The 13,234-nt window shown below is 46.7% G+C and carries 10 protein-coding genes; all 10 read right to left on the minus strand.

Going from position 1 to position 13,234, the window contains the following annotated elements; genetic code table 11:
- Positions 1-50: 50 nt before the first annotated feature.
- Entirely contained in the window at positions 51-1,445 is a 1,395-nt protein-coding gene (gene hisD / locus G464_RS0100905; RefSeq protein WP_026472498.1) for a histidinol dehydrogenase, read from the minus strand.
- A gap of 126 nt (positions 1,446-1,571) precedes the next feature.
- Complete coding sequence (gene dnaE / locus G464_RS0100910) at positions 1,572-5,120, minus strand: DNA polymerase III subunit alpha (protein ID WP_022856381.1); 3,549 nt, start codon at positions 5,118-5,120, stop codon at positions 1,572-1,574.
- Between the two features lie 32 nt (positions 5,121-5,152).
- Complete coding sequence (locus tag G464_RS0100915) at positions 5,153-6,085, minus strand: RluA family pseudouridine synthase (protein ID WP_022856382.1); 933 nt, start codon at positions 6,083-6,085, stop codon at positions 5,153-5,155.
- A complete protein-coding gene (locus tag G464_RS08385; protein WP_080651106.1) occupies positions 6,085-6,690 on the minus strand; it encodes a signal peptidase II in 606 nt (201 codons plus the stop codon). The genes G464_RS0100915 and G464_RS08385 overlap by 1 nt, the downstream gene beginning before the upstream one ends.
- 2 nt (positions 6,691-6,692) lie before the next feature.
- Complete coding sequence (locus tag G464_RS0100925) at positions 6,693-8,006, minus strand: DivIVA domain-containing protein (protein ID WP_022856384.1); 1,314 nt, start codon at positions 8,004-8,006, stop codon at positions 6,693-6,695.
- Positions 8,007-8,143: 137 nt separating this feature from the next.
- On the minus strand, positions 8,144-8,428 hold the full coding sequence (locus G464_RS0100930; protein ID WP_021618122.1) for a YggT family protein: 285 nt from the start codon (positions 8,426-8,428) through the stop codon (positions 8,144-8,146).
- A gap of 4 nt (positions 8,429-8,432) precedes the next feature.
- On the minus strand, positions 8,433-8,915 hold the full coding sequence (locus G464_RS0100935; RefSeq protein ID WP_021618121.1) for a cell division protein SepF: 483 nt from the start codon (positions 8,913-8,915) through the stop codon (positions 8,433-8,435).
- Positions 8,916-8,930: 15 nt separating this feature from the next.
- Positions 8,931-10,190 (minus strand): cell division protein FtsZ, encoded by a 1,260-nt coding sequence (gene ftsZ, locus G464_RS0100940; protein WP_021618120.1) that lies wholly within the window; start codon positions 10,188-10,190, stop codon positions 8,931-8,933.
- A gap of 163 nt (positions 10,191-10,353) precedes the next feature.
- Positions 10,354-11,592: a tRNA dihydrouridine synthase DusB gene (dusB, locus tag G464_RS0100945; RefSeq protein ID WP_022856385.1), complete on the minus strand. Its 1,239-nt coding sequence runs from the start codon at positions 11,590-11,592 to the stop codon at positions 10,354-10,356.
- A gap of 225 nt (positions 11,593-11,817) precedes the next feature.
- Entirely contained in the window at positions 11,818-13,230 is a 1,413-nt protein-coding gene (locus tag G464_RS0100950; RefSeq protein WP_021618118.1) for a glycine--tRNA ligase, read from the minus strand.
- Between the last annotated feature and the right edge of the window lie 4 nt (positions 13,231-13,234).

Raw genomic sequence — 13,234 nt, forward strand, 5'->3', positions numbered from 1 at the left:
CACAATACAACCATGTGTAGGGTCGCATGAACCCCACACATGGCACTGTTCTACAATCCGGCAGCGTCTTCCTGAGCTGCCAGGGTCTCCTTATTATATGGATCGTCGATAAAACGGGTCAGCACACATTCGCCATGAGCTGGAAGATCCTCGCTGACTGCAAAATCATTGACCTTGCGAGCGAGTGCTTTCAAACCCTGCTCGTCATATTCAATAACTTCAACAGCCTTCATAAAGGTGTGCACGCCCAAACCTGACTGGAAACGAGCCGTGCCGCCTGTTGGCAGAACGTGGTTTGAACCAGACATATAATCGCCCAAAGGAACTGGAGAGTATGGTCCACGGAAAATAGCTCCGGCATTGCGAATACGCTTCACAACATCGTCAGCCTGAGCAGTATGAATTTCCAAATGCTCTGCAGCATATGCATTAGCTACATCAATAGACTGATCAAGATTATCGGTCAGAACAATAGCAGACTGCGTGCCGCGCAAAGCTGTAGCCATACGTTCGCTGTTCTTCGTGCGAGGAACGCGCTCTTCCAGTTCAGCAATAACCTTCTGTGCTAATGCTTCGTCATCAGTGATGAGCACGGAACCAGCCAGCTCGTCGTGTTCAGCTTGACCCATAAGATCTACTGCTAGCCATGCAGGATTAGCAGTAGAGTCAGCAATAATGCCGATTTCTGATGGACCAGCTTCAGCATCAATGCCGCATACACCCGAAATCATGTGCTTTGCTGTGGCCACGAAAATATTTCCAGGACCAGTAATCATATCTACTGGTTCACACAGCACTTCGCCATCTTGAGGTTCACTACCCTTGGCGCCATAAGCAAACATTGCAACAGCCTGAGCACCGCCCACAGCATAAACTTCCTCGACGCCCAAGATTGCGCACGTCGCCAAAATCGTAGCATTTGGCAGCCCATCGGGGTTGTCTGCACATGGTGGAGTCGCAATAGCTAATGATTCCACGCCAGCGGCCTGAGCTGGAACCGCATTCATAATCACGGATGTAGGATATACAGCCTTGCCACCCGGCACATATAGGCCTACGCGCTCAACTGGAATCCAACGCTGAGAAACTCGAGCACCATCAGCCAACGGCGTGGAAAAGTCTTGAGGCACCTGAGACTGACACACAGCACGAATACGGGATACCGATTCTTCAATAGCCGCACGTACGTGTGGCTCAAGCGTATCCAGAGCATGCTGCATTGCTTCTACCGGAACACGAAGATTGCGAGGACGAACATGGTCAAATTTTTCAGCGTAATCACGCAAGGCTGCAGCGCCACGTGTTTTTACTGCTTCCAAAATTGGGGCAACCAGTTCTTCTGCTTGGCTTACGCCCATCTGAGCACGAGGAACGGTTTCGAGAAGTTCAGCGCGAGACAGAGATGTTCCGCGCACATCAATTGTTCGAATAATTTGTTCTGCCATAGTTTGAGTGTAATAGGAATGCCCAACTAAATACGCGCGAGCAGACACAAACATCTCATTAAACGAAACGGGAGACGGTTCAGTGCAGTTCAGCACGCACTCTGAACTGCACTCCCGCTCCTGGGTTTATGCAATAGAATGCGGACCAAACATCGCTTTAATATCACCAAAGAGGGAGGCATCTTTCTTCACGCGGAAATTATCTCCCATTGTCACCACAGCACACGACCCATCCTGACGCACAACCATCAGCTGCACTTCGCTATAGCCTGGATGCATGTGCAGAATTTCAGCAAGCTGTTGCATACGGCTAGCCACTAACGCCACTTCAGGCAAGCGCACCAGAAGAATAGACGTATCCGCATCTTCAATGCGTGGCACTTCCAATTCTTGAGCGCGAATAGATACAGCCTCTTCGCGAGCTTCAGCAAAACCTCGCACACGCACAATCGTATCGATATTGAGCTTCGATGCATTCTCCTCATATGCTTTACCGAAGAAGAGACATTGCACAGAAGCTTCCATATCTTCAACGGTAATAATTGCCCAGGCATTACCCTTCTTGGAAATCTTACGCTCCACGCTAGTAATCAACCCCGCTATAGTAACCACAGTGCGAGGCTCCAAAGTCGCCACAGAGTTCAGCAGTCGAGCAATCGACATATCACGCAATCCGGCTAGCACACTTTCCATACCTGAGAGCGGATGATCGGACACATACAAACCGAGCATTTCTCTTTCAAAGTTGAGTTTCGTGGATTTATCCCACTCTTCAATATCAGGAACGGTTATTTCTACGCCCGTCATATCGGAGTCGCCGCTCATATCGGCAAAAAGATCGAACTGACCTTCTGCTTCTTTTCGTTTAATTGGTGCAGCTAAATCAATAGCTTCCTCATGAATAGTAACCAAAGCTCGCCTATTGCCGTCGGTATTATCGAAAGCTCCACCCTTAATCAAGGATTCAACCATGCGCTTATTCAGTGCGTTGAGAGGAGCTCGATTAACAAAATCAAGGAAGTTAATAAACTTGCCTTTCTCGCTCTCACGCTCTTTAATGATCTCAGTTACGCGATCTGCACCCACATTACGAATAGCAGCCAAACCGAAACGCACCACATCCCCCACTGCAGAAAATTGCAATTGCGATTCGTTAATATCTGGCGGCAACACCTGAATGCCCATGCGACGCGCTTCACCGAGATATAACGCAGTTTTATTCTTATCGTTCTTAGCATTTTCGAGCAGAGCAGCCATAAACTCAGTTGGATAATGCGTCTTTAAATAAGCCGTCCAGTACGAAATCAATCCATAAGCAGCAGAATGCGCTTTATTAAACGCATAACCGGCGAAAGGCACGAAAATATCCCATACAGCCTGAGCTGCTTCTCGAGAATACCCATGCTGAGCCATACCCTCGAAGAACGGCACCTGCTCTTTGGCAAGCACTTCCGGCTTTTTCTTACCCATAGCTCGACGCAACACGTCTGCACGACCGAGAGAATAACCTGCCAAAATACGTGCTGCAGACTGCACCTGCTCCTGATACACAATCAAGCCATAGGTTTCATCAAGAACTTCTGCTAAAGGTTCTGCTACTTCTGGATGGATAGCAGTAATTTGCTGTAAACCATTTTTTCGTTTCGCATAGTTATTATGCGAATCCACATCCATTGGACCTGGACGATACAGAGCAATCAAAGCAGAAATATCGTTAAAGTTATCCGGCTTAAGAGATTTCAGGAGGTTTCGCATACCATCCGAATCAAGCTGGAACACGCCGAGCGTATCGCCGCGAGAGAGAAGCTTATATGTTTCCTTATCGTCGATTGGAATATCCTGAATATTAAAGCTTGGTTTACCGTTATTTTCGATATTCGTAATGGTATCGCGAATAACTGTTAAGTTAGATAGACCCAAGAAATCCATCTTCACCAAGCCCAGCGTTTCACAGGTATGATACTCAAAAGTAGTCGTTACCGTACCATCAGTACGCTTAAGCAGCGGCGAGGTATTCGTAATCGGATTAGACGCCATAATCGTGGCGCAGGCATGCACACCGGTCTGGCGAATCAATCCCTCAATACCCATGGCTTGCTTGGTAATCTTTTGTACGTCTTCATTTGAATCATAAAGATCACGGAACTCTTTAGCTTCGTCATAGCGTTTCGCATCTTTATTAAAGATATCGTGCACAGTAATATCTTTACCGCCTACTGCAGGTGGCAAAGCTTTGGTCATGAGCTCGCCCATGGAGAACTCGTAATCCATAATGCGTGCCGAATCCTTAAGCGCCTGCTTTGTTTTAATCGTTCCATATGTTACACACTGTGCCACTTTATCGTGACCGTATTTTTCTGCCACATAGTCGAGCACCTTCATACGACCTTCTGGATCGAAATCCACGTCGATATCAGGCAGAGACACGCGCTCAGGGTTAAGGAAACGCTCAAAAATCAAACCGTGCTTGAGCGGATCTAGCTCAGTAATGCCCATAGCATAGGCGACCATAGAGCCTGCTGCAGAACCACGACCGGGTCCCACCATAATGCCATGCTCTTTCGCCCAGTTAATATAATCTGCTACCACAAGGAAGTAACCGCAGAACTGCATCTGGCAAATAACACCGCACTCATAATCAGCCTGACGAGACACCTCTTCCGGCACATTACCGTTATAGCGTTGCATCAGACCATCTTGCACATGCTTAAGGAAGAGAGAAGTCTCATCCCACCCTTCTGGGCACTCGAATTCAGGCATAAAAGCGCCATCTTGATGATCATCAAAAATCACATTGCAACGCTGAGCAATCTCGACTGTATTACGGCATGCTTCAGGAAATTCCTTAAAGAGGTCATACATTTCTTTGGCTGACTTAATGTAGTAGCCTGAGCCATCGAACTTAAAGCGTGTCGGGTCTGTTAAGCGAGAACCTGAATTAATACACAGCAAAGCATCTTGAGCCGCAGCATCTGTTTCCTTAGCATAATGCGAATCATTGGTTACGACGAGAGGAGCGCCTATCTTATCGGCAATAGTAATGAGATCTTTCACCACGCGCTTTTCAATGGATAAGCCATGATCCATGAGCTCAATATAGAAATTATCTTTACCGAAAATATCTTGGAATTCACCAGCAGCACGTAAAGCCTCATTAAATTGACCTAATCGCAAACGGGTTTGAACCTCACCCGAAGGGCAGCCAGATGTTCCAATAACGCCTTTTGCATAGGTATTGAGCACTTCCCTATCCATACGCGGCGATTTACCAAAAAGACCTTCTAAGTTAGCCACGGATGATGCTTTTAGGAGATTGGTTAAGCCTTCATCATTTTCTGCCAGCATGGTCATATGTGTGTACGAACCATTTGCAGAGACATCATCGCTTTTCTGATCTTCTGAGGTGCGCCAATGAACACGGGTTGTGTCAAAACGCGAGGTTCCCGGTGTCACATACGCTTCAATACCAATAATTGGCTTAATTCCAGCGCTTACAGCTGTTGACCATAATTCATATGCCCCGTGCATATTGCCATGATCAGTAATACCTACAGCAGTTTGACCTTGCTCTTTGACTGCTTTAACGAGAGCGTCAATAGGTGCTGCACCATCGAGCATGGAATAGTGAGTATGAACGTGCAGATGCACGAAATCAGAAGGTTTAACGTCTGCCATACTCCCTACTGTAACGTTCGCGCTTGAAGATTTTACTCTTTTTCACGCTCAGACTGACGGTGCCGTAAGATTTCCAAAGCCTGGCGTAAATCATTCGGCGTGTTGGACTCCACAGTCGTCCACATTTTCGTACGAGGATGCTTAAATTCCAACTGCATAGCGTGAAGCCATTGACGCTCTAACCCAGTAATTTCAGTTAGTTTAGGATTAGCTCCATACATGGCATCGCCCACTAAAGGATGACCAATAGACGAGAAATGCACACGAATTTGATGTGTTCGTCCTGTTTCCAAATTTACTTTCACATAGGTGGCTTCACTTAAACGTTCGAGCACGTCCCAGTGGGTGATGGCTTCTTTTCCAGCAGGTGTAACGGTAAAGCGGAAATCTGAAACTTTATCACGTCCAATTGGTGCTTCAATAGTGGCACGGTTTTGCACAAGATTGCCTTGAACAACAGCATGATAGGTTTTCACAACCTCATGCTCAGAAAATTGGCGGCGCATTTCTTTATACGCCAGTTCCGATTTACACACGAGCATAAGACCGCTTGTTCCTACATCCAGACGGCTAACAATACCTTGACGCCCAGCTGCTCCATAATCAGTAATACGTACCCCACGCGCGAGCAGAGAACCTAGAACCGTAGGACCGTTCCATCCTACGGAAGCATGTGCAGCCATTCCAATGGGTTTATCGACCACCACAATATCGTCATCTTCATAGACAATCGGCATATCATGATCAATAGGTTCAGGCTCTTCTTCTCTGTTCTCGAGAGCGAACTCAAGCATGTCATTACGCCCCAGCTTGGCTGATTTATCGCTAACATGCCCCAGCAATGTTACTTGACCTGATTCAATAAGATGGCTTGCAGCAGAGCGAGAAATGCCCATCATTTTAGACACAACAACGTCTAAACGTTTCCCTACTAGAGCATCAGGAGCCGGAAGAATACCATCCATTAGTTTTGCGCCTCGCTCTCGCCAAGCACAGTATTTTCACCACTTTCACTGTTTGCACCGCGCTCACCGTGCTCACGCTCATCCTCGCCACCGTAAACGAGCTTATCGAGCCATGCAATACCAAAAGGCTGTGAAAACAGCACGCCACCGATAATTCCCACTGCAGCAAGGGTCAGAACAATGTCGGCAACATTACCCACAAAAGGACCGTAATTAATAAAATCAACAACAGTTCCGTTCAAAAAACCATCGGCATACATAAAACGGTCAATAACATTACCCAAGGCTCCAGCAACAGTAAGAGAACTCACGAAAGACCACCACATATTCTTGGTGCGCAAACCTAAAACTGTTAAAACAATGCTTACGAGCACAGCAAAAAGAGTAATAACCCACGTCACACCTGAGCCAACACCTAAGCTAGCTCCAGGATTATGTACGAGTGTTAAGCGCACAAAACGTCCCAGAAGCTCCACATCGCTACCAGTAGTCAGGTGCGCTAGAGCAAGGCTTTTTGTCCACTGGTCGAGAGCCACGCAGACAGCGAAAGTAGCAAGAAAGACGGCCACACCCCAGTGTGACCGTCTTTGTGAGGTTCTACCCATACTTAGTTGTTACCCTCTGCGGTCTTCTCACGATCAGCTGGATAGTTATCTGTGGAGCTAATCTGAGCGGACAAGTTACCGAGGAAGTCAGTCAAGCGAGAACGATAATCTGCTTCGAACTGCTTAAGACTTTCAATATTGCCTTCAATAACCTTAGAATCAGCGTAGAGCTTATCCTTAACTTGACGAGCATAGTTATCTGCATCAGAGTGAGTCTTTGCAGAGTAATCTTCTGCAGCCTTCTTCACCTGAGTCTCGTATGCATCTGCATCGGAACGTGTCTTTGCAGAGTATTCATCGGCCTCACTACGAGTTACAGAAGAATAGTTATCTGCATCGTTACGAGTCTTTGCAGAGTATTCATCTGCTTCGTTACGTGTGTTCTTATCGTAGTCGTTAGCTTCACGTACCAACTTATCGCGGATTGCTTCACCTTCAGCTACGAGTTCAGCGTTCTGAGCCTTACCCTTATCTACATACTGATCGTGTAACTGCATAGCCAGTGCCAACATTGCTGTTGCGCGTTCTGGCTCAGAGTTTGCATCGGAACCTGCAGAAGAAATCTTTTGCAAGCTACCAGTTTCAGAGCTTGGTTCGAGAGCAGAAACCTGCTTACGCAAGCTTTCTTCACGTTCACGAGAAGCCTGCAGATCTTGGTTCAGCTTATCGATTTGAGCCTGATACTGTGCTAACTGCTGATCCTTCTGGGAAGCAGAACCGTTGCTTGCTTCAACCTGAGCACGGGTCTGTTCCAAAGCTGCATTGACCTCGTTCAGCTTGGTGTTAGCTTCGTTGAGCTGTGCGCGCAAAGTTTCGCCGCTCTTTACGTATTCATCGCGTTCACGCTTGACTGCTTCGAGCTGATCGTTGAGAGCCTTAGCGGAGTCTCCACCTTCAGCAGCCTGTGCTGTGAGCTGATCAATCTGCTCGTTAAGCTGATCAACCTGTGTTTTAAGCTGATTATTTTGAGAGGTCAGGGTTTCTACCTGTTCGCGTGCAGCATCGGCAATCTTTGACTGCTCCGTTGCAACATTTTCGCGCTCTTGAGAAACTTGTGCTGCCTTTGCCTGTGCATCTTGAATTTCTGTACGAAGTTTGTTGTTCTCTTCAGTGAGTTCAGCAATCTTATTATTGAGAGGAGCAACATCTTTACCCAAAGAAGCAGTTGCACTGGTGACAGCCTGAGATCCCAAACTCTCCACAGTGACTACTACTTCGTCCAAGAAGTCGTCCACAGCATCAATGTCGTAACCTTCCTTGAAACGTACTGTTGGGAAGGTGTGATTCTGAATATCTTGTGGTGTTAACAGGGCCATCGAGCTCTTCACCTCACTTTTTGGCTTATCTTAAGCCAGTCGCTTTCTTTTTTCCTTTTACATAGTAACATGTGCACACTATGTAAATATATTAAATCTCTTATAAATCTGTTATAAACACGCTGTTTTATGCGAATCTATATGAACATACGCACAAGACCTAAACCAAACCACAGCACAATAAAACTTAAGTCCAGATACATAGGTCCCATTGGCAATGGCTTAATGAAGCGCCTCAAATAATTCAGCGGCGGATCAGTTACCACATACACTGCGTTAATCAGCGTATAGATAAAACCTCGTGGTTTCCATCTCGTGAGCACTGCAACCCAATCCAAAATCAAACGAATGAACAGGATAGACATATATGCTTCGAGAAGAACGGATAGAACTATTCGAGCAAGTGCTATACCTAATAGCATAGGCCTACTCAAACAATCCGGCAGTAGAATTATTTTCTGTCTGCTCTGGTCGAATGGTTACGGCAGCAGGGCTTAAAAGCCATACTCTCGTAGTTACTCGCTCCGCAGAGCCCCGCACACCGAAAACAACTCCCATAGCGAAATCTACAATGCGTTGAGCATCTTTATCTGCTACCCCAGTCAGATTGAGCACGACTGGTGTTCCATCTCGCAATGAACGACCCACACTTTCCACCTCGTTGTACGTACGAGGATGAATAGTTGTGATGCGATTCATCTGAGACTTTGGGAAAGATTTCTGAGCTGAAGTTGAGGTAGCGCGTCCAGCTTGAGCAATACGAGCTGACTGCATGCTAAAAGAATCATCTCGATCAAAATCTGTTTCCGGAACATCCTGAGCAGAAATATCTGATACTTCTTCTTGCTCAATATCTTCTGGATCTGCCAGACCGAAGAAACTCAATCCTTTATTAAAAACGTTACCCATTGAACTTCCTCCTACTTAACGCAGGAATTCCGGAATCTCCAAGTCGTCGAAGGAATCACCTTCGTCACCGGAGTTCTCAGTAACTGATGGAATAGCAGCCGATACAGGCTGAGCAGGTTCAGCAGCAGGCACTGCTTGAGCAGGAGCAGCCTGCTGCACAGGTGCTGGAGTCTCTGCTGATGCCGACTGTTCTGGAGTTCCTGGCTGAACAGTTGGAGCTGCTGCAGGAGCTGGAGTAGACAATAGTTTTTCTGCAACAGGAGCTTCAGCTTCATCGCCTGGTTCAGCAGTACCAAATCCAGTAGCAATAACGGTTACCTGCAGTTCATCGCCTATGGAATCATCCAAAGCAACACCGAAAATAATATTGGCTTCTGGGCTACACACATCGTGAATCAAATTCATAGCGTCGTTCAGCTCGAGCATACCCAAATCGCTAGCTGCAAAGAAGTTTACGAGCACAGCATGAGCACCCTGAATATCTCCTTCAAGCATTGGAGAGTTCAAAGCTAATTCTGCAGCATTTGTAGCGCGGTTTTCGCCCCGAGCCTTACCAATACCAAACAGTGCTGTTCCAGCGTCTTTAAGCACAGAAGAAATATCTGCAAAGTCTACGTTAATGTAGGAATCTGCATTCAAAGTCTCTGTAATACCCTTCACACCTGAGAGCAAGGCTTGATCAGCATTATGGAAAGCATCGACCATAGAAATCTGACGGTCGGCGTTGTCCAACAGTCGGTCGTTAGAAATAACGATAAGAGCGTCTACTTCCTTACGCAGATTTTCAATTCCAGACTCTGCTGAAGCACTACGACGGCGACCTTCAAAAGTAAATGGACGAGAAACAACTGCAACAGTCAAAGCGCCTTGCTGACGTGCAGCTTTAGCTACGATTGGGCTAGCACCGGTACCAGTGCCGCCGCCTTCACCAGCTGTAATAAAGACTAAATCAGCGCCTTTAAGAGCTTGCTCAATATCATCTCTATGATCTTGAGCCGCCTTAGCACCACGCTCTGGGTCAGCACCTGCGCCCAGACCACGACTTGTGCTGTCATTAAGTGAAAGCTTCACATTTGCCTCACTACGAGCCAAATCTTTGTCATCGGTGTTAATAGCTAAGAATTCAACATTGCCGAGACCGTCATTAATCATTCGGTTCACAGCATTGCCGCCAGCGCCACCCACGCCAACTACTTTAATGACAGTATTATCGTTCAATTCCTCGTTATTAATTACGGTGCTGTCATTCACTTCTTGATGCTGAATGCTGGTCATCGTGCTCCCATCGTTAACGTATACGCACAACTTTAATACAATTCATGCCCAAATTTCACAAATGTAATTAAAAACGCGCTGAAATTGTAAAATTTTCTCTACCAATCTTGCTTTCTGTGCTCAAGGAAATATTTTTAATCGCATAAAATGCTCTTTTCCCGCCCTAATAGGATGCATCCATCGGATCGTCTTCAAACATATCGGCACGCTCTTGAGGCGTCATTTCTCGAGAATCCAACCAGTTCTGTGGCAGATGCACTTTCTTTGCAAAACGCACTCGTCCGCGTGGTTTATCTGCAATACTAAGCGGGAATTCAATATCTGGGTCGAATAAATCAACCTGCGCCTGCACATCAGCAACATTTTCGCACTTCATAAAAGCTGCTCGTGTTCCGCCACCCACAGGGAAACCCTTTAAGTACCACGCAACATGCTTGCGTAAATCGTGCACAGCCATCATCTCATCACCATCATAGAAATCTGTGAGCAACTGAGCATGACGCACAATAATGCGACCTACCTCACCTAAGGTTGGATTAATACGCTTGTTCGAGCCTGCAAAAGCCTGAGCAATATCCCCAAATAACCAAGGTCTGCCCTGGCAGCCGCGACCAATAGCCACACCTGCGCATCCTGTTTCTTCCACCATTTTTACAGCATCTTCAGCAGACCAAATATCTCCGTTACCAATAACAGGAATATCCAGCTCGTCCACTAGCTGAGCAATCAAATCCCAGTGCGCATGACCGCCATAATATTCAGCGGTTGTGCGCGCATGCAGAGCAATAAACTTGCAGCCTTCATCCTGAGCAATGCGAGCTGAATCATGGAAAGTGGTGTGGTCGTCATCAATACCGGTACGAATTTTCGCGGTAACGGGGATTCCCGCCGGTTCAGCCACTACTACTACGCGATGTAATAAGTCTCTAAATAAGTCGTTCTTCCACGGCAACGCCGAACCGCCGCCGCGACGTGTTACTTTCGGAACAGGGCAACCAAAATTCAAATCAATATGATCTGCTAAGTTCTCATCGATAACAATGCGGGCAGCCTGCTCCACAATAGACGGGTTGACGCCGTAGAGCTGAAGTGATCGATACTTCTCTGAAGAATCAAAACGGCACAAGCGCAAAGCCTTTGGATTACGTGCAACAAGAGCACGCGCTGTAATCATCTCGGCCACGTACAGTCCATCAGGACCATACTTACGGCATAATACACGGAAAGGCCAGTTTGTAACTCCTGCCATCGGCGAAAGTAGCACAGGAGTGTGCACGGTATGGTTGCCTAAATCAATAGGATCAAGCTGCACAGATGATGGCAGAACCGTGTTCTGAGCTGGTTCCACACCAGTGGCTTGAGTTGAAGTCGTTGAATCTGTTGAAGTCGCTGATGAATCCATAAGAGTCGAGTTTATCGTAAGGTATGGGGAAAGGAAAGAATGTCCACGCTCTTTTGCTCGTGGCACATAAGATTGTCGGTTTCTATCGCGGCTCGAGATAAGTTGAATATGCTTTAGAAGATATAGAGACCTTCCGCGATAACAAAGTCCGCATCGAAGGAGTTCCTCTCGAATTCTTGAGAAATTCCTGCGATGCGGACTTGTTTATTTTAACCATAGAATAGCTTATTCTTGAGGTCCCTGTGGATACTGCTTCAAGGAGTTGCCCACGCGAGCAGCAACATAATCAGCAACCTTGTCCAAAGCAACACGTTCCTGAGCCATGGTATCGCGCTCACGAATAGTTACTGCATTGTCGTCAATAGTGTCAAAATCAACAGTAACGCACAAAGGAGTACCGATTTCATCTTCACGACGGTAACGGCGACCAATAGCACCGGACTCATCGTAATCAATATTCCAATCATGCATGCGCAGTTCGGAAGCCAAGTTCTGAGCGATGGTCTGCAGTTCAGGTTTCTTAGACAACGGCAAAACCGCAGCCTTAACTGGAGCCAAACGTGGATCCAAACGCAAAACAGTACGTGTATCTACGCCGCCCTTGGTATTTGGAGCTTCATCTACGTCATAAGCATCGACGAGGAATGCCATCAAAGAACGGGTCAAACCTGCAGCAGGCTCAATAACGTATGGAATATAACGCTCACCGCTTGCCTGATCAAAGTAGCTCAAATCTTTACCGGAATGCTTGGCATGAGCAGACAAATCATAATCAGTACGGTTAGCAATACCCTCGAGCTCACCCCAATCAGAACCCTGGAAACCGAACTTATATTCAATATCTACAGTGCGCTTGGAGTAATGGGAGAGTTTCTCCTGTGGATGTTCATACAAACGCAAGTTTTCTTCATCAATACCCAAATCGGTGTACCATGCCTTGCGCGCATCAATCCAATACTGATGCCATGCCTCATCTTCACCAGGCTTAACGAAGAACTCCATTTCCATCTGCTCAAACTCGCGTGTGCGGAAAATGAAGTTTCCTGGAGTAATTTCGTTACGGAAGCTCTTACCAATATTGGCAATACCAAATGGTGGCTTCTGGCGTGTAGAAGCTTGAACCTGAGCAAAATCCACGAAAATGCCCTGAGCAGTTTCAGGACGCAAATAATGCAAGGAATTGTCATCAGCCACAGGACCAAGATGTGTTTGGAGCATCATATTAAAGTCGCGAGGCTCTGTCCACTGTCCTTTGGTGCCGCACTGGGGGCAAGGAATCTCAGCTTGAGATTCAGGCAAACGACCATGCTTTGCTTCAAAATGCTCTTCCAAGTGGTCAGCACGGAAGCGCTTGTGACAGCTCAAGCACTCAGTTAATGGGTCGTTAAAAACGTTTACGTGACCGGAAGCAACCCACACTTCTCGAGGAAGAATAACAGAGGTGTCTACTCCCACCACGTTTGCACGGGTAGTAACCATAAAACGCCACCACTGCTCTTTAATATTTTCTTTGAGGGCTACACCCAAAGGACCGTAATCCCATGCGGAACGAGTTCCACCATAAATTTCACCTGCAGGGAAAACGAAACCACGACGTTTTGCGAGGGATACAACGGCATCGAGCTTAGATTCAGCCACTTTT

Source organism: Alloscardovia omnicolens DSM 21503 (assembly GCF_000420505.1).
In the GTDB taxonomy this organism is placed as follows: Bacteria; Actinomycetota; Actinomycetes; order Actinomycetales; family Bifidobacteriaceae; genus Alloscardovia; species Alloscardovia omnicolens.